This window comes from Rhodococcus sp. NPDC127593 (assembly GCF_042671975.1).
Lineage (GTDB): Bacteria > Actinomycetota > Actinomycetes > Mycobacteriales > Mycobacteriaceae > Rhodococcus_F.
Map to the genome: position 1 here is coordinate 1 of NZ_JBHXWI010000084.1, position 17,832 is coordinate 17,832.

A 17,832-nucleotide genomic window follows, 5' to 3' on the forward strand; every position below is an offset into this window, starting at 1 on the left:
GAATCTGTCGCACCCGTCGTGCACAATGATCAGGAGAACGCAGCCTGAAGCTCACCGGGCCGCCACCGAAGTTCCACGGAGCTCGGGACATCCTCCGCGCCATCGCGGAAGTAGGTCGACTGCACCTCGCGTGACCGAACCGACCGGGCGCCTGTGGTCTCGAGCGGCGCTGAAGGGACCGTCCAGACCTGTGACGGCAGACGTTCGCCGGAGGCGCCGAAACAACCACCGGTCGATGCGCCAGGCGACCTTCCGCGCGTAGAACTGGCCGGTGCGGGAGCGCCCGAAGTAGGTGAAGGTGTGGAGGCGGTCGGGATCGCCAACACATCTCGCCACACCACCCGCACCACCGTGCACCGACCCTCGGTCGCGTCGTCGAGCATCCGGCCCAACCCCGCCCGCTGCCCCCGCGGACTCGAGCCGCGATCCATGCAGACCCCGATACGCCTCACCAGTAGCGCTGCCCCGCAACATCTTTTCCCGATTGGCCATCGACGTCTTGTCATGTCGGGCCACCACGCCCGGCAATACACTGCCGCCCCCTGTGTCGCTCCCGCACACTCCCATCCGGGCCTGCCCGATAGATAGGAGTCGAGGTCCGCGCGGTCAAGGATTCGGTGACCCGAACTGGCGCGCCCAGAGGGCAACCGGCCCTCCCGTGCCGTCTTGCACACCCCAACCACCGACATCCCAAGTATTCCCGTGGCCTCACCAATTCATACCGGCAGACAGTGTCAGAACCTATTGATTAGTGTTAGATATGTCGGTAACAGCTGAAAGCCTCCGGCTCAGAAACTTGGGGACGGCAACATGTTGGTGCCCGCACCGGGCGGACCGTCGGTGACCCGACGGACCTACTAGAATCTGCGCTGCCAGCACGGCGTGTGGGTCTGATCGGCTATTTCTGCCAAGGCCGCAAGAAGGGCCTGACCGTGAGTCCAGCGTCGCTCCAACAGATTGTGTTTGCTGCGTGTGAGATCGCCCGGCAAATCCTGGAAATCCTGGAAGACCCGATCGTGCGGGCGGGGATCCGGACCACCCTCGAGCTTCGATCTGGGGGCTCTTGCACCCATCGTGCTCTACCCGGTGCTCAGGATCGTGTTGCTGATCAACCGCCACAGGATCGAACCCCCGGCCCCGCAACGGCAGAGCGTGACTCGGGTGCCCCGGTGGCACCTTTAGGGCGCCACAGAGGACCGAAGGATGCCCGATGGCGTCGGTCTCAGGACGCGGTTCAGCTGATCGAGCGGCACCGGCGTGTCGACTAGTTCGGCCCACGGGTAGCGGTGTCGTGTGGCGTCGAGGAATCCGACAGCCTCGGCGAGGTGTCGAGGCTCGTAGTTGTGCACTCCGGTGAGCGTCAGCCACTGCCGGACCACGGTTTCGGGATCGACCGTAATGGACGACCCGGGAGTGACCGATCCGGCGAGGACGAGCCGGCCGCCGGTGTCGAGTCGCCCCAGCGCGGCCTGCACTGCCGGCGACGCACCGGAAAAGTCGATGGCCACATCCACCGGGTCACCGTCGTCGTCGACCGCCCCGAAGTTGCGGGCCTTGTTCTGACGCACCGGGTCATGATCGATCACCCGAACCGACGCGCCGCGTTCGGCGGACGCCGCCGCGGCAGTGACTCCTAGCATTCCGGCGCCGACGATCAGCACCCGCTTGCCCTTCACATCGCCGGCCGCCTCGAGCGCGGCCATGACGGTAGCGGTCGCGCATGCGGCCGGGGCAGCCACCGGATCCGGCAACGACTCCGGCACGAGGGCGATGGCAGTCCCGTGCGGTAGGACGATGTGCTGCGCGTACGACCCGCTCAGCACCCACTGTCCCTCTGCGGGTTCGTGTCCCACTTTGCGTACGTCGATGCACTTGGCGGTGAACCCGGACCGGCAGCGCGGGCAGCGGCCGCACGGGACGGTCACCGACCACACGATGCGGTCCCCGACCGCAAGTGGGTGACCGCCGTCGCCGACGACTGCCGGGTCGGCGCCGGTTCCGGTGGCGGCGACTCGTCCGACGGCTTCGTGCCCGAGCACCGACGGGCACGCCGCCGGACGGCGTCCCGACACGGTGTGCAGGTCGCTTCCGCACACCGTGGCCAGCGTTATCCGGACCAGGATCTCGCCTGGCCCGAGTTCGGGGATCTCGAGTGCGTGGACGTCGATACCGTCACGAGTCCACACTGCGGCCCGCGTCAGACGAGGAGTGATCTGATCCATCCGGATATCCTTTCGACGAAGTAGACGACAACGAAGATGACGAGAACGATCGCACCGGCGACCTCGAAGTTCAGGGTCCGTATGGACTCGAACAGCAGGAATCCGACACCGCCCGCGCCGACGATGCCCAAGACAGTGGAGGTGCGGATGTTGACGTCGAGCAGGTACAGACTCGATCCGATGATCGAGGGAACAGCCTGCGGGACGACAGCGCTGAACAGTCGATTCCACCAGCCCCCGCCGACGGAGGTGACCGCGTCGAGCGGACCGGGGTCGATTTCCTCGACGGCGTCGGCGACGAGCTTGGCGAGGAATCCGATCGATCCGATCGCCAGAGCGCAGGTGCCCGCGACGGGTCCGAGTCCGAGGGCCGCAACGAACACCACGGCGAGGATGAGCTCGGGGACCGCACGCACGATCAGGATCCATGACCGCGCCACCCAGTACACGCCCGGATGGGGGGTGACGTTGCGGGCGGCGAGAATTCCGACCGGGATCGACAGTACGACGCCGATGGCCGTGGAGACGACGCCGATGGCGAGGGTCTGGACGAGGGCGTCCACCAGTTCGACGCCGAGGGAGGAGAAGTCGGGCGGCACCATGCGGCCGAACACCTCGATGGACGGCCCGATCCAGGTCAGCAGCGTCCTCGGGTCGATGTCGAGTACGACGAACGACGCGATGCAGGAGGCGACGAGCACCGCGGAGGCACCGATGCGCATGGCTCGGTCGCGGCGCGGCCCGGCCTGCGACGGAACGAGCAGCATCCGCCGGATGGCGATCGCAGCCAATTCCATCGCCGCGATGATGGCCAGGATGACGAGCACGATCCCGAGAGCCCGCGGGTAGATCAGACCGCGCAGTGCGTCCTGCAGTGCGAAACCGATACCCCCTGCGCCGACGAAGCCGAGGATGACCGACATGCGCAAGTTGATGTCGATGCGGTAGACGAAGGCGCCGATCCACGCAGGGACCACCTGCGGTACAACGGCGTTGATCATCTCACGGAGGTAGCCGACGCCGGTGGCACGGATCGCTTCCCGGGGGGCGGGGGCGGTCTGCTCGATGGCGTCGGCGAACAACTTGCCCAGCATGCCGATCGAGTGCAACGCCAACGCGAGAACGCCCGGCATTACCCCGATTCCGAGTGCTCGGACGAACAGGACCGCGAAGAGAAGATCGGGCATGGCCCGGCAGAATGTGATGATCGCCCGCGCGGCGCTGTACACCACGGGATGAGGGGTGGTGTTGCGGGCAGCGAGGAACGCCAGCGGGACAGAGGCAATCGCCGCGAGGACGGTGCCGAGAACTGCCATGAGCAGCGTCTCGAACGCGAGGGAGACGATCCGGCCGGTGTCGTCGACTCGCGGAGGCAGCATGCGCGCAAGCAGGCGCTGAACGTCCTCGAGACCATCGACGAGGGTGGCCGGGGCGAAGTCGATGTACCCGGCCGACAGGATGGTCAGGGCGAGAGCGAGGGCGCCCAACGCCGGTAGCAGCCAGCGGCGCCGCGAATCCTTCTCGACTGTCGTGCTTTTCGATGGCGGTGGGCCGAGTGTGATGGTCATACCGGCCCCGCCGCCGACACGGTGTCCTTTTCGGGTGCGCTGGGCCGGTAGAGGGGCATGACGTCGTCGCGTTGCAATCCGGCCGCGGGGCGGTCGAGGACGACTCCTCCGTCGCGCAGACCGACGAGGCGATGCGCCCAGCCGAGCGCGAGATCCACCTGGTGCAGGGTGCAGACGACGGTCAGTTCTTCCTCGGTGCACACCCGTTGCAGCAGGTCCATGACGACGGCGGCGTTCTCCGGGTCGAGCGAGGCAACGGGTTCGTCGGCGAGCACGATGCTCGGTCGCTGCATCAGGGTGCGGGCGATGGCGACGCGCTGCTGCTGCCCGCCGGAGAGGGTGTCCGCTCGGCGCTCGGCGAAGTCGGCGAGCCCGACACGATCGAGGCAGGTCAGCGCCTCGGTACGCATGGTCTTGGGGTAGGTCAGCGCGCCGTAGCGAGGGATTCGCAGCCGTCCGAGTCCGCCCACGAGGACGTTCTCGAGGCAGCTGAGGCGGCCGACGAGGTTGAAGTGCTGGAAGATGAAGCCGACGTTCTTTCGCAGCTCGCGCACCTGCCGGGGTGGCGCGGTGTCGACGCGAGTTCCGAGGGCGGTCATGGTGCCCGAGGTGATCGGGTGCAGGCCGTTGATGCACCGTAGTAGCGTGGATTTGCCGGAACCCGACGAGCCCAGCAGGACCAGCATCTCGCTGCGGTGCACGTCGAGGTTGATGTTGTTCAGCGCCGTGGTGGAGCCGAACGTCTTCGTGACGTCGCGGGCGCTGACGACGACGGTGTCGGCGGGGTCGGTGTGCGCAAACATGATCAGCCCTGGCACTTTTCGGATCCGGTGACCTCGCACACGTGGCGGATGCCGTCGTAATCGCTGTCCTGTGCCGGTACGACACCCCAGGCACGCTCGTCGGTGATTCGGCATCCCTCGGAGCAGATGCCGTCGGCGATGAAGGCGCTGACGTTCATGCCCTCGCTGAACACCTTCTTCAGCGTGTCGATCGCGTCGGTGCCGAGCTCGTCGTTCGCGGCGAACAGCGACCCCGCGATCGTCTCCGACTTCCATACCGTCTTCAGATCTCCCGGCGCCAGCTCGCCGCTGTCGATCATGGTCTTGTCGACCATGGTGTCGAAGGCGAAACCGGCGTCGCAGTCTCCCGCCTTGACCGCGAGCGCCGACGCATCATGCCCGCCGGCGTAGATCGGTGTCATGGCTGCGGAGATGTCCGCTTCCGACCCGGACGCCACGACGCCTTCCTCGATGAGCCCGGCCGAGGGATACAAGAATCCCGAGGTGGAACTCGGGTCGACGAAGCAGACCTTTTTGCCGGCGTAGTCGGTGAGACCGTTGACGGAAGTGTTGTCCGAGCGGGTGATGCCGTAGGACTGGTACCCGGGAGGGGTTCCCTCGTCCTTGACGACGGCCCCGAGCGGTGTCATCTTCGCGCCGTTGATGCCGGCCACGACGTAGGCGAATGGGCCGAAGAACGCGAGGTCGACGTTGCCGGCGATCAGGCCTTCGACGACGCCCGCGTAGTCGGAGGCCTGCACGAATTCGACGGTGGCACCCGTCTCACGCTGCAGGCGTTCGATGACCGGATCGTAACTCGCCTTCAGGTCGGTCGAGTTCTCGGCGGGGATGGCCGCGAGAGTGAGGGTTGCGGGAAATCCTTGTTCGGTGGTGGCCCCGGCGCCGGAGCCGGAACACCCGGAGGCGACGAGTGCGGTGGCGGATAGCAACGCGGCGGCGATGCCGAGCCGGTGGCGAGTGGGGGTGGGCATGTGAATCGTCCGTTCGGTCGAGGAAGGTTACAGCGGGTAGGACAACGCGATGAGAGGGCTGCGCAGGTCAGGGCATCAGCAGGGCAGGGAGGGCTGCGACGCTGTCGAGGACGTCGGTCGCCCCGGCGCCCCTTAACGTCTCGGCGCGGTGGGCGCCGGTGAGCACACCGACCACGATGGATGCACCGGCGCGACGACCCGACAGGATGTCGCTGGAGGTGTCACCGACGACGGCAACGTTCGCCATGTCACCGACCTGAACCCGCATGGCAGCGGTGAGGACGAGGTCGGGGTGTGGGCGTCCGCGGACGGCGTCTCCCGGCGCCAGGTATGCATCCGCGATGGTCTGCCACCCGAGCGCATCGAGGATGCGGTGCTGCGTGGCCGGGGAGAATCCCGTTGTCAGCACCACAGCGATACCGGCCTCGCGAAGGCTGGTAATCGTCTCGGCCGCATCGGGAATCGGCATGACACCGCCGTCGATGCGTGCATCGTAAGCGGCTTCGAAGGCCGTGTTCGCGGCCTGGGCGCGGTCTTCGGCACCGAACAGTGCACGGAACACTTCGATCTTGGACTGTCCCATCGTCTCCAGCACGTACCGGCGGGCGTCCTCGCGCTCGGCGCCCGTCTCCGCGAGACCGACAGCAGTGGCGGCGCTGTCGAACGCGTCGATGACGAGACCGTCGTCGGCGACGGTGGTGCCGGCCATGTCCATCACAACGAGTTCGATTGCGGGAGCGGTAGGAACGGGAGGGGTGCGGTACGCGGTCGGCGCGGTCGGATTCGTCATGCCGCACACAATTCAGGTTGGTATAGACCAAGGCAAAGCTGCCGCGTGAACTGACGATGAACGACCGGTGACATCTTGGTCTAGACCAAGAAATGATAGTGTCGGCGCATGGCGGTCGACGCGGAACCTCGTATGCTCAAACACCAAATCGTGCGCAAAAATCTCGACGCACTGCTCGATAATCTGTCACCCGGTGATTCGTTTCCCTCCGAGAGGGACCTCGCCGAGAAGTACGACGTTGCCCGGGAAACACTGCGTCAGGCGATGCGTGAACTGCTCGTTGCCGGCCGCATCGAACGTCGCGGTCGAACAACCGTGGTCGCCGACCCCAAAGTCGTTCTTCCGCTTGCTATCGGCTCGTACACCGAGGCAGCCCGGGAAAAAGGCATGTCGGCCTCTCGCATCCTGGTCGGATGGTCCGCCGACGAAGCGGACGACGACCTCGCCGAACTGCTGCACATCGACGTCGGCGCTACCGTCATTCAACTCGAGCGCGTATTCACCACCGGAGACGTCCGCGTCGGGCTCGAGACAACACGCATTCCCGCCCACCGGATTCCGGGCCTGATGGAGGGGTTCGATTACCGGAAGTCACTGTATGCCGAACTGAGAACGCGCGGAATCATGTTCGGTCGCGTCGTCGACACCATAGAGACGGTTCTGCCCGACGCCCGGGAAGCTGCGCTGTTGACCGTCGACACCAGAACTCCGATGTTTCTGCTCAATCGAGTGTCCTACGACAAGGACGGTGTGCCCATCGAACAGAGACGGTCACTCTACCGCGGAGACCGCATGACGTTCACCGCCGTGATGGATGCCTGAGACGACTATCGCCAGCGCAACGCGCAAGGATTACGGCAAGGCCGCGGCCATCCTGCTCACCACACCAGGACATGAGAACACTGACCAGCTAGCTCCCGGTGACACCGTCGAAGAACGCCGCCACCCAGGACGTGCGCGGTCGCCCAATTCGCTACGCCCTCACCGCCGAAGAAGAGCAGCAACAATTACATTACGCGGAGCTTCTACGACGCGGCCGTGGGTTTCACAACGCCGCGACCACGTGCAGCCCGAAAAGAACGGTGAAAACCGCGTCGTCAGAACGCGCAGGGACGACCGGCCGCAGGCGATGTCAACCGCGACTTCCAGCAGATCGTGCCACACCCCGGGCTGTTCCTTGCCAGGTTCCCGCCACCGAATCCCAGCCCATGACGGGTTGCGCGGCGGTGCCGTTGGCGGCGGCCCCGCCGACCCAGCGGACCGGCCCACCGTCGACCTCCTTCGCGGGATAGAAATCCCCCGACCCATCGACAACCAGTGAACTCGCACTCGTCACCTCCCCGGGCCAGACGATTCACCGGGCCGGCGAGTCCACCCTTCCGTCCATGCGATCGCGTCAAACATCGGCAGGCCCGCGATGCGCCCCGGCCGCCACCCCACGTCGCGGATGCACCAACAGTGAGAGGCACTCGCCCCGGGTTCATCGACGACACCCACCAAATGGACTTCAGGTTACTCGGGCGGGTACTACGCAATCGGCGGGCGAGGTGGACGTCATTGGGACCCCCGGAATTCCGTACAGGACAATGAGGATCAGGCCGAGCACCAGCGGCGCAGTTCATGTGAAGGCGTCACGCTGGCGAAGGGTGCCGGTTGAACCCAACACTCTGACAGGGACCACACCGAGGCCGGCGCCGACAGGTACCGCGCCGGCCGGCACAGGACAGGACAGGTGTGGTACCACCGATCAACCGGCGGAGCCGAGGTGCTCCGTGTCCAGGTGGCCGGTGACGGTGTCCGCGATGTCGCCGAGGACGTCGAGTTGCTCGGCGGTGAGCAGGTCGACGAAGCAATGCCGAACCCCGGCCAGGTGGAGCGGCGCCGCCGCTTCGATGGCGGCCACGCCCTCGTCGGTGAGCAGTACGTCGAATCCGCGGGCGTCGGTGTCGCACCGAGCGCGGCGAACGCTGCCGCGGGCTTCCATGCGGGCGATCTGGTGTGAGAGCCGGCTTCGTTCCCATCCCAACGCCCGGCCGAGATCGCGAGAACGGATCCGACGGCCGGGCGCTTCGGACACCTCGACGAGGACGACATAGTCGGCCTCGGTGAGGCCGAATTCCTCGGTCAGCTGCCGTGCCAGGTGGGCACTCAGGTCGGCGTGCATGCGGCGAAGACCGCGCCATGCCCGGCTCTCCCGTTCGTCCAACCACCTCGTCGCCATGCCCCAACCCTAGCTTTTTGTTGACACGTCATCAACGCGGGGAGTAGTTTTGTGGATACATCAACAAATTGATGTGAGCCCTCCAACCGCACCGTCGGGACCGAACACCACATCGATTCCGTGCAGGAGTGATCGCCATGACCAGAATCGGCATCATCGTCGGCAGCACCCGTCCCAACCGCAACAGCGAGAAGGTCGCCCGTTGGGTTCACGACATCGCCTCCCAGCGTGGCGACGCGGAATTCGAGTTGATCGACCTACGCGATCACACCTTGCCGCACTTGGACGAACCGATGCCGCCGTCCTTCGGGCTATACCAGAACGAGCACACCAAGCAGTGGTCCGCCACGATCGCCGCGTTCGACGGATTCGTCATCGCTTCCCCCGAATACAACCACGGTATCCCCGGAGTACTCAAGAACGCCTTCGACTACCTGTACGCCGAATGGAACAACAAGGCAGTCGGATTCGTCACCTGGGGCGCTGTCGGAGGGGCCCGCGCCGCTGAACACCTGCGCGCCATTGCCGGGGAACTGCAGATGGCCGACGTGCGGCAGCAAGTCACCCTGTCGCTGGTAGCCGATTTCGAGCACTACAGGGAATTCACCCCCAGCGAACACCAGGCCGCCGCGGCGAACGCGATGCTCGATCAGGTCATCACGTGGAGCACTGCGCTTGGCCCGGTTCGAGGCCGCAGCAGCCGCAGCCTGAATCGAGTCCGCAAACCACTACCGGTCCGTCAAGCACGCAAGATGCCCTCCCCGGGCCGGGTGCCGCAGATGACATGCACAACGACATGATTCGAGTCACAACCACCAGGAGTCGGTAGGAGAAACGACCAACAGCGTCATCACCCCAACGCGTCGCCACCACACTCCACAACCACCCACGGGAGGTTGACGATGGATATCGTCGTTTTGATCGGCCGAATTCTCTTCTCCGCACTGTTCCTGTCCTCGGCCGTGGGCCACCTGACCCAGTCCACGACGATGGCGCAGTACGCCGCCGCCAAGGGCCTGCCCCTCCCCCAGGCCTCGGTCCTGCTGTCCGGGGTGATCCTCGTCGCCGGCGCGCTGAGCGTGCTTCTCGGCATCTGGGCCGACCTCGGATCCCTACTGCTGGTCGCCTTCCTTGCCCCCACCGCGGCGCTCATGCACAACTTCTGGTCCGAATCCGACCCGCAAACCCGGCAGACGGAGATGATCCAGTTCAACAAGGACATCGCGTTGGCCGGCGCCGCACTGATGCTGTTTGCGTTCTTCGCCCACGACGGCGACCTCGGGCTGACCCTCACCGGACCGCTTTTCACGCTATAGAAGCGGACTGCCGATACAGACCGCGAAACACCACCGCGGGGACGAGACACAAAATGACCGAACGGACCATTGAACTTCTTCATCGAAACCTTCAGGAAGTCTTCGGGGAGGGCGATGCGACCCGCCGGCGCGCCGCCATCGACGAGTTCTACACCGACGATTGCGTGCTCTACGCCCCGGACGGCGTCTTCAGCGGACACGACGCACTCGAAAAATTCGCCGGGGAACTACGCTCGACCCATCCCCAATTTGCCTACACACCCCACGGACAGGCCCAAGCCCTACACAACGGGGGAATCCTTGCATGGGGCTCGGGCCCGAAAGGCGAGGCGGCTGAGTACACGGGACTCGATGTTGTCATCGTTCGCGAGAGCAAGATCTCTGCGCTGTACGTCTTCCTCAATCCGAAACTCTCGTAACGCAACAGGGCCCTCCCGCTCGGGTCGAGTCCCGAACGTTCCGAACTCAGGACGACAGTCTCGCACCTGACTGAAGTGATGCCCCCGAACCGAGTGTGGCCGAACATGATAGACCTTTGAGATCTCCCAGCATCAATTCCTGGGAGCGACCGTGGCGAGCAGTCAAGACCACAGGTTGCGATTCCCGAACCGCGACCGAACGCACCGTGCAGGCGCGTTCTCCGATTGCGTGTACGTGAAGATTTGCACTGTGTCGGTTGGCGGTTCCGGCCTGGTCCGCCGCCAGGATCGGTATCGGTGGATTGGACTGACTCGGTGAAGCCGCCAGACGCCACGGTCGAACGCTTCTCCGCGCCTGGGCATCATGGTGTGGCGGTAGGAGCGGTAGCGAGCGGTGAGTGATTCGCCGGAGCCGGCTCGGGTGCTCGGAGCACCCTCTCCGCTACGCGTGCGGTGCAAGCACAGCGTCGCCGAACCAGTGGCAGACCAGCAAGGCGATCTCGATGTCCAGGCGGTCGTCGGTGATGGGGCGGCCGCGGCGTTCGACCGCGCGTTGGACGCGGTACTTCACCGAGTTGAAGTGCAGATGGAGTTCCTCGGCGGCGGACTTGTAACTCGAACCGTGTCCCAGGAAGGTGCGCAGTGTCTCGCGCAGCCGCGCATCGTTCTCGGTGTCCGCGGCGAGGGGTCCGAGGGTCTCGTGCACCCACCTTCGCGCCTCTGGGAGGTTTTCGCCGAGGAGGGCTGCGGCAGCGAGTCCCGGCTCATCTGCCGTGGTGATACGCCGCGTGAGGCCGGCCGAGGCGAGCGCGACGTTGCGCGCGTTCTGCGCCTGGCGATGTGATCGCCGGAAGCCATCGACACCGGGTAAGGGTGCACCGATCGCGATGTACGGTGGGTCCGGCAGCTCCGCGACGGTCCGTCGGATTGCCCCGACCGCGCCCTCGACGTCGTCGGGACGGAGGGAGATCCATCCCCAGCCGGTCATTCGATCCGCCGCTACGAAGAGTGCGTCGCCGGGGGTGTCGATCGATTGGGCGAGGTGGCGGACGGTCCGCTCCAGCCGTCCGAGTTCGGTGCGGGAATCTTCGGCGTCGTCGAACCACAGGACCAGCGCCAGGTGGGTCCGCCGCAGGGGATACCCGATCGCGGCGGTCACCGAGTCCACGTCGATGTCGGCGGCCTCGAGGACCTCGTGAACGCGGACCGCGCGCACGCTGCTGCGGTTCTCCAGCCAGTGGTCGCGTTCGGCCTCATAGATCTGGACGACTTGTTGGGAGATCCAATCGATGTAGCGGAACGTCACCGTTGCAATTCGGTCGTACACGTCGAGGCGGAGACCGGGATCGAGGTCGGCCTGACGGATCGCGTCCAGGATGGTGCCGAGCAGTGCCTGCTGACCGAGCCGGTAGGCGCGCACGAGTGCATTCGCGGGCACTCCGCGTTGTGCGAGCCGACGCGCATACTCGAGCGCCGCGGTCGGGGGCTCGACTCGGTCGATCGGGATGTCGTACTGGACGGCGTCGAATACCGTTTCGACGTTTCCTTCGACGCTGGCGCCGAGTAGATCCAGTATCTGGGGGTCGTTGCGAAGCTCGATTATCTCCGTGGCCAGCCGCTGCTGGATCGAGCGTGACACTTGCGGTAGTCGAGCGCCGAGGCTTCCGATGATCGCCGCGGCGGCGTCACCGACTGCGGCGTCGCGGTCGCGTTGGCGATCTGTCATGAAAGAAACGGTAGATCGCAGCGGTCGTTGATGTGCACGCTTTTCCAGGTGGTGTTGTTTCCGGGAAACAAGAGCGTCGGGAAATGTCGTCGATTCGCGACGGTGTGGGGCTGTCCCCCGAATTTTACGTTTGTGTGGACCCGCACATCGAGCGCCAGGAATGCCCATGAATCTCTCGTCTTTGCCCGATCTCCGCGCCGCGCAGAACCCGACGGCACCATGCATTTGCGACGACGCCGGCGACCTGAACAACGCACAGTTCCTTCAGGCGGTGCAGCGCGCCGCCGCGACGTTGCAGGCGAGCGGGATAGCGGTGGGGGACGTGGTCGCAGTCATGCTTCCCAACACCTCCAGTCTGGTCGTATCGCTTTTTGCTGCATGGCGTTTGGGTGCAACGGCAACTCCGATCAACCCTTCCCTCGCCGACGCCGAGGCGGCCTTCCAGATCCAGGACGCGCGCGCGAAAGTGTTGATCATCGACCGGCCGATCGACCTCGACGGAGTCACGGTGGTCTCACCAATTGCCCTCACGTCCCAGGTCTCGGCGACAGTGACCGATCCACCGCAGGGCGACGACTTGCTGGCATTGCTGATCTACACCAGCGGAACGACCGGGCGTCCGAAGGGTGTGATGCTCGATCACGCCAATATCGGTGCGATGTGCCAGATGGTCATCGACGCGTTCACCATGACGGGCACCGACCACAGCCTGCTGATCCTGCCCCTGTTTCACGTCAACGGAATCATCCTCGGCGCCCTGTCACCGCTGCTGGCTGGCGGGCGCGCGACGATCGCGGGTCGCTTCAGTCCGAGGACGTTCTTCGAACGGATCGAGCAGAGCGGAGCGACCTATTTCTCGGCTGTCCCCACCATCTACACGATGCTGGCCGACCTGCCCGCGGATGTTCGACCGGCTACATCGTCGGTGCGTTTCGCGGTGTGCGGGGCGGCCCCGGCCAGTGTCGAGCTGCTCGAGAAGTTCGAAACCCGATACGCAATCCCGATCGTCGAGGGATACGGACTGTCCGAGGGGGCGTGCGCGAGCACGGTGAACCCGCTTACCGGCATACGCAAATCGGGCACGGTCGGCCTGCCGTTGCCGGGCCAGCGGATCCGGATCGCGGACCCGAACGGTAGCCCGGTCGCCGACGGGCAGACCGGGGAGGTGCTCATCGCAGGACCGAACGTCATGCGTGGCTATCTGAACCGCCCCGAGGAAACGGCGACGACGCTCGGAGGTGGGTGGCTGCACACCGGCGATATCGGCCGGCTCGACGAGGACGGGTACCTCGTCCTCGTCGACCGTGCGAAGGACATGATCATCCGCGGCGGCGAGAACATCTATCCGAAAGAGATCGAGAACGTCGTCTACCAGCTTCCGGAGGTCGCCGAGGCAGCCGTCGTCGGACGCGCCGATCCGGTCTACGGCGAGGAGCCGGTGCTGTTCGTTTCACTGAACTCCGGCGCCAGCCTCGAGCCGGGCCGGATCCACGCGCACACCCGCCACCAATTGTCGAAATACAAACTGCCCGTGGATATCACTGTGCTCGATGAGCTTCCGAGGAACGCCATCGGCAAGATCGACAAACCTGCGTTGCGGGCGTCGCTTCGCGGCCACCGCCAGAACGCCTGAAACCACCACCGAAACCCACCCACCGAAACGGGAGAGATCACCATGAGCTTCACGAAACCGGACCTGCCGCCGGTCGATCCGGACACCTTCCTGACGAAGCCGTTGATGGAGCGGATGCGGATTCTCGCCCTCGATTGGGCCGAGAACGGCTTCGGTTCACCGCGGATGGTGCACACCATCTACATTGCCAAACTCATATTCCTCTACGCAATCGGCGGCATCACGATCGCCACGGTGACGTCGGGTCTGCCCGCGTTCTGGCACGTGAGCGAGTGGTGGAACCAGCCGATCGTGTACCAGAAGGCGATCTTGTGGACCGTGCTGCTCGAGACCATCGGGGTCGCCGGGTCCTGGGGTCCGCTGGCCGGCAAGGTCAAGCCGATGACGGGCGGCATCCTGTTCTGGGCGCGGCCAGGGACCATCCGGCTGCGGCCGTGGCGGTGGGTGCCGCTCACCAATGGTGACCGGCGCACCTGGGGAGACGTCGTACTCTACGTCGGTCTGCTGGTCAGCCTGGCCGTCACCTTGTTTTCGCCCGGGGTGCACAGTGATTCGTTGGCGGCGGTGATGCCGGAAAACACCTCCGGGCTGGTGCGCCCCGCCCTGATCGTCGCGCCCATTGCGCTGCTCGTACTGGTGGGTCTGCGGGACAAGACGATCTTCCTGGGCGCACGCGGCGAGCAGTACCTGCCGGCGTTGGTGTTCTTCGCCGCGCTGCCGTTCGTCAACATGATCGTTGCGTTGAAGCTGCTGATCGTCCTGGTGTGGGTCGGTGCGGGGTTCTCCAAGTTCGGAAAGCACTTCTCCAACGTTGTCCCGCCGATGGTCAGCAACAGCCCGTTCGTTCCGTCCAATTGGTTCAAGCGGGCGCAGTACCGCGATTTCCCCAAGGATCTGCGGCCGTCGCGACTGGCGGACGTGATGGCGCACGGCAACGGGACCGTCGTGGAGATCGCCGCCCCGCTGATCCTGCTGTTCTCGACGAACATGTGGGTCACCCTGGCCGCCGCGCTGGTCATGGTCGGGTTCCACCTATTCATCGTCTCGACGTTCCCGTTGGCGGTGCCGCTGGAATGGAACGTGCTGTTCGCCTACGCCACGGTGTTCCTGTTTCTCGGTTTCCCGAACTGGGACGGATACGCGCCGTGGGAGATGTCCCCGCCCTGGCTAGCCCTGGCTATCGTCGCTGCGCTGTTGTTCTTCCCGATCCTGGGGAACCTGCGGCCGGACAAGGTCTCCTTCCTGCCGTCCATGCGGCAGTACGCGGGCAACTGGGCGTCGGCGGTGTGGGCGTTCGCGCCCGGCGCCGAAACGAAGCTGAACCAGGTCACACGATCGGCGGGCAATCAGATCGATCAGTTCATCGCGTTCGGCTACGAGCCGCAGTGGGCGGAGATCACCCTGCAGAAGACGATCGCGTGGCGGAGCATGCACAGCCAGGGCCGCGGCCTGTTCTCGCTGCTGCTGAAGAATCTCCCCGACATCGACACCCGCACCGTGCGCGAGGGCGAGTTCCTGTGCAACTCGCTGATCGGGTTCAACTTCGGTGACGGGCACCTGCACAACGAGGACCTGATCCGGGCGGTGCAGAGCCAAGCCCACTTCGAACCCGGCGAAGCGGTCATCGCCTGGGTGGAATCGGAGGCCCTCGGGAGCGGGGTTCAGCACTACAAGCTGATCGACGCCGCACTCGGGGTGATCGAGCGCGGCACCTGGAAGGTGGCCGACGCCGTCTCCGAGCAGCCGTGGCTGCCCAACGGACCGATCCCGTTGCAGATGACCTGGTCGCTGGCGTCGGACCAGAACGCCGGCCGGGACCAGCAGGACCGCGGCCATGGAGCGCTGGCGTGAGCACCGCAGTCGTGGTCGGAAGCGGCCCCAACGGACTCGCCGCCGCCGTCGCCCTCGCCCGACGCGGGGTTCAGGTCACAGTCTTCGAGGCCGCCGACGAGATTGGCGGCGGCACCCGATCCAGTGAGGCGTTGGTGCCGGGGTTGCTGCACGATCACTGCTCGGCAGCCCACCCGATGGCCGCCGGATCCCCGTTCCTGCAGACCCTCGACCTCGAACGCTACGGATTGACGTGGCTGCAACCCGGCATCGACTGCGTGCACCCACTCGACGACGGGTCCGCCGGGGTGCTGCACCGATCCGTGGACGACACCGCCGCCGGCCTCGGCCGCGACGGTGGCCGGTGGCGACGGCTGTTCGACCGGCCGTCGGCCAGGTTCGATGCGCTGTCGCAGGACATCATGCGCCCCTTGCTGCGAGTCCCCGAGCACCCGCTCACCCTGGCACGGTTCGGCGGACCCACCGTCCTGCCGGCGTCCCTGCTCGCCCGGCAGTTCCGCACCGACCAGGCCCGGGCCCTGTTCGGTGGAGTAGCTGCCCACGCGTTCCGGCCAATGCACTACCCGCTCACCTCGGCGATCGGTTTGGGCATCATCACCGCCGGTCACCGCCACGGCTGGGCGGTCGCCGCCGGCGGGTCGCGGTCGATCACCAACGCCCTGGCGTCGCTGCTGGTCGACCTCGGGGGGAAAATCGAGACCGGAACCCGGATCGACTCGGTCTCCCAACTGCCGGTCACGGACGTGACAATGTTCGACCTGGTACCGAGTGCGGTCGCCGACATTGTCGGTAACCGCCTGCCGGCTCGGGTGGCGCGGGCCTTCCGACGCTTCCGGCACGGCCCCGGCGCGTTCAAGGTCGACTTCGCGATCGAGGGCGGCGTCCCGTGGACCAACCCGCACGCACACCGCGCCGGCACCGTTCACCTCGGCGGCAGCTACGCCGAGGTCGCCACCACCGAGCGGGCGATCCACGACGGGCGGATGCCCCAGCGGCCGTTCGTCCTGGTCGGGCAGCAGTATCTGGCCGACCCGGGACGCTCCACCGGCAACATCCATCCGCTGTGGACGTACGCACACGTCCCGAACGGATACACCGGCGACGCCACCGAGGCGGTCATCGCCCAGATCGAAAGATTCGCTCCCGGCTTCCGTGACCGCATCATCGCCCAGAGCACCCGATCGACCACGCAGATGGCCACCTACAACCCCAACTACATCGGCGGCGACATCCTCACCGGTTCCAAGGACATCCGCCAACTCGTACTCGGCCCGCGAACAACATTGTCGCCGTATCGAATCGGGGTTCCGGGCATGTACCTGTGCTCGGCCGCCACGCCACCGGGCCCCGGCGCCCACGGCATGTGCGGCGCCAACGCCGCAGAAGACGCCCTCGCACACCTCAACCACTGACCCCTCGAATCCCACACCTCCACCCCGAAAAGAGAACCCTCATGAACTCCCTGGCCACACAGGACGTCGCCACCGCCACACCATCGACCGACAAACTGGCCGGTCGGGTCGCGTTCGTCACCGGCGGAACCCGCGGCATCGGCGGCGCAATCGCCCACAGCCTGGCAAGCCAGGGCGCGACCGTCGCCGTCGGCTACAGCCGCAACCAACGCAGCGCCGAACAGTTCGTCTCCGATCTGGCCCGAACCTGCCGACAGCGCGGCGGGTCGGCCTCGATGCATCAAGGCAACGTCGGCTCCGCCGCGGACTGCCGGCGCACCATCGCCGAAGTGATCGACACCCATGGGCGACTGGACATTCTGGTCAACAACGCCGGGATCACCATCGACAAGACAATCGCCGAACTGACCGACGAGGACTGGTCGAACGTCCTCGCGGTCAACCTCTCCGGCGCCTTCTTCCTCTCCCAGGCCGCGCTCGCCCACATGCTCGAGCGAGGAACCGGGCGAATCGTGAACGTCTCCTCCGTCGTCGGCGAAACCGGCAACATCGGCCAGGCCAACTACGCCGCCTCCAAGTCCGGATTGTTCGGGCTCACCAAGACGCTCGCGAAGGAAGCCGCATTCCAGCTGGCCAAGTCGGGCAAACGGACCGACGCCGGCCTCGGCATCACCGTCAACGCCGTGACGCCCGGGTTGATCGACACCGAAATGACCGCGGCGATCCCCGAGAAGGTCCTCGCCCGGCTCACCAGCCAGATCCCCGCAGGCCGGGCAGGCAAACCCGAGGAGATCGCGCGCGTCGTCCACTTCCTCGCCGCCGACGCCTCCTCTTACATCACCGGGCAAGTCTGGAGCGTCAACGGCGGCATGGACATGTGAGACGAACAAACCCCCAGCC

15 protein-coding genes are annotated in these 17,832 nt (G+C 65.8%); 8 read left to right on the forward strand and 7 right to left on the reverse strand.

What is annotated here, in order from left to right; translation table 11 throughout:
* Nucleotides 1–1,178: 1,178 nt before the first annotated feature.
* The 5 genes from ACFVJ3_RS43950 to ACFVJ3_RS43970 form a co-directional block, all read right to left on the reverse strand.
* A complete protein-coding gene (locus ACFVJ3_RS43950; RefSeq protein WP_378458042.1) occupies nucleotides 1,179–2,222 on the reverse strand; it encodes a zinc-binding dehydrogenase in 1,044 nt (347 codons plus the stop codon).
* Nucleotides 2,198–3,790: a phosphonate ABC transporter, permease protein PhnE gene (gene phnE, locus ACFVJ3_RS43955; protein ID WP_378458043.1), complete on the reverse strand. Its 1,593-nt coding sequence runs from the start codon at nucleotides 3,788–3,790 to the stop codon at nucleotides 2,198–2,200. The genes ACFVJ3_RS43950 and phnE overlap by 25 nt, the downstream gene beginning before the upstream one ends.
* Complete coding sequence (gene phnC, locus ACFVJ3_RS43960; RefSeq protein WP_378458044.1) at nucleotides 3,787–4,593, reverse strand: phosphonate ABC transporter ATP-binding protein; 807 nt, start codon at nucleotides 4,591–4,593, stop codon at nucleotides 3,787–3,789. The genes phnE and phnC overlap by 4 nt, the downstream gene beginning before the upstream one ends.
* Before the next feature lie 2 nt (nucleotides 4,594–4,595).
* Nucleotides 4,596–5,564, reverse strand: a complete 969-nt coding sequence (locus tag ACFVJ3_RS43965) for a phosphate/phosphite/phosphonate ABC transporter substrate-binding protein (RefSeq protein ID WP_378458045.1) — start codon at nucleotides 5,562–5,564, stop codon at nucleotides 4,596–4,598.
* A gap of 67 nt (nucleotides 5,565–5,631) precedes the next feature.
* Nucleotides 5,632–6,354, reverse strand: coding sequence for a phosphonatase-like hydrolase (locus ACFVJ3_RS43970; protein WP_378458046.1), 723 nt, complete (start codon nucleotides 6,352–6,354; stop codon nucleotides 5,632–5,634).
* A gap of 132 nt (nucleotides 6,355–6,486) precedes the next feature.
* Here ACFVJ3_RS43970 and ACFVJ3_RS43975 point away from each other — a divergent pair, with 132 nt between their 5' ends.
* A complete protein-coding gene (locus tag ACFVJ3_RS43975; protein ID WP_378458047.1) occupies nucleotides 6,487–7,176 on the forward strand; it encodes a GntR family transcriptional regulator in 690 nt (229 codons plus the stop codon).
* A 925-nt stretch (nucleotides 7,177–8,101) separates the two neighbouring features.
* On the opposite strand, the gene ACFVJ3_RS43980 is transcribed toward ACFVJ3_RS43975, so the two are convergent.
* Nucleotides 8,102–8,575: a MarR family winged helix-turn-helix transcriptional regulator gene (locus ACFVJ3_RS43980; RefSeq protein WP_378458048.1), complete on the reverse strand. Its 474-nt coding sequence runs from the start codon at nucleotides 8,573–8,575 to the stop codon at nucleotides 8,102–8,104.
* Between the two features lie 137 nt (nucleotides 8,576–8,712).
* On the opposite strand from ACFVJ3_RS43980, the gene ACFVJ3_RS43985 reads away from it, so the two are divergent.
* The 3 genes from ACFVJ3_RS43985 (at nucleotide 8,713) to ACFVJ3_RS43995 (ending at nucleotide 10,310) form a co-directional block, all read left to right on the forward strand.
* Nucleotides 8,713–9,375: an NADPH-dependent FMN reductase gene (locus tag ACFVJ3_RS43985; protein ID WP_378458049.1), complete on the forward strand. Its 663-nt coding sequence runs from the start codon at nucleotides 8,713–8,715 to the stop codon at nucleotides 9,373–9,375.
* Between the two features lie 102 nt (nucleotides 9,376–9,477).
* On the forward strand, nucleotides 9,478–9,891 hold the full coding sequence (locus ACFVJ3_RS43990; RefSeq protein ID WP_378458050.1) for a DoxX family protein: 414 nt from the start codon (nucleotides 9,478–9,480) through the stop codon (nucleotides 9,889–9,891).
* Between the two features lie 53 nt (nucleotides 9,892–9,944).
* Entirely contained in the window at nucleotides 9,945–10,310 is a 366-nt protein-coding gene (locus ACFVJ3_RS43995; RefSeq protein ID WP_378458051.1) for a nuclear transport factor 2 family protein, read from the forward strand.
* A 442-nt stretch (nucleotides 10,311–10,752) separates the two neighbouring features.
* Here ACFVJ3_RS43995 and ACFVJ3_RS44000 read toward each other — a convergent pair whose 3' ends face one another.
* Nucleotides 10,753–12,036, reverse strand: coding sequence for a PucR family transcriptional regulator (locus ACFVJ3_RS44000; protein WP_378458052.1), 1,284 nt, complete (start codon nucleotides 12,034–12,036; stop codon nucleotides 10,753–10,755).
* A 166-nt stretch (nucleotides 12,037–12,202) separates the two neighbouring features.
* Between ACFVJ3_RS44000 and ACFVJ3_RS44005 the strand changes: the two genes are divergently transcribed.
* The 4 genes from ACFVJ3_RS44005 to ACFVJ3_RS44020 are packed head-to-tail and all read left to right on the forward strand — an operon-like array spanning nucleotide 12,203 to nucleotide 17,813.
* Nucleotides 12,203–13,669 (forward strand): class I adenylate-forming enzyme family protein, encoded by a 1,467-nt coding sequence (locus ACFVJ3_RS44005; RefSeq protein ID WP_378458053.1) that lies wholly within the window; start codon nucleotides 12,203–12,205, stop codon nucleotides 13,667–13,669.
* Nucleotides 13,670–13,711: 42 nt separating this feature from the next.
* Complete coding sequence (locus ACFVJ3_RS44010; RefSeq protein WP_378458054.1) at nucleotides 13,712–15,520, forward strand: DUF3556 domain-containing protein; 1,809 nt, start codon at nucleotides 13,712–13,714, stop codon at nucleotides 15,518–15,520.
* Entirely contained in the window at nucleotides 15,517–16,932 is a 1,416-nt protein-coding gene (locus ACFVJ3_RS44015) for a phytoene desaturase family protein (protein ID WP_378458055.1), read from the forward strand. The genes ACFVJ3_RS44010 and ACFVJ3_RS44015 overlap by 4 nt, the downstream gene beginning before the upstream one ends.
* 41 nt (nucleotides 16,933–16,973) lie before the next feature.
* Complete coding sequence (locus tag ACFVJ3_RS44020) at nucleotides 16,974–17,813, forward strand: 3-oxoacyl-ACP reductase family protein (protein WP_378458056.1); 840 nt, start codon at nucleotides 16,974–16,976, stop codon at nucleotides 17,811–17,813.
* Nucleotides 17,814–17,832: the final 19 nt, after the last annotated feature.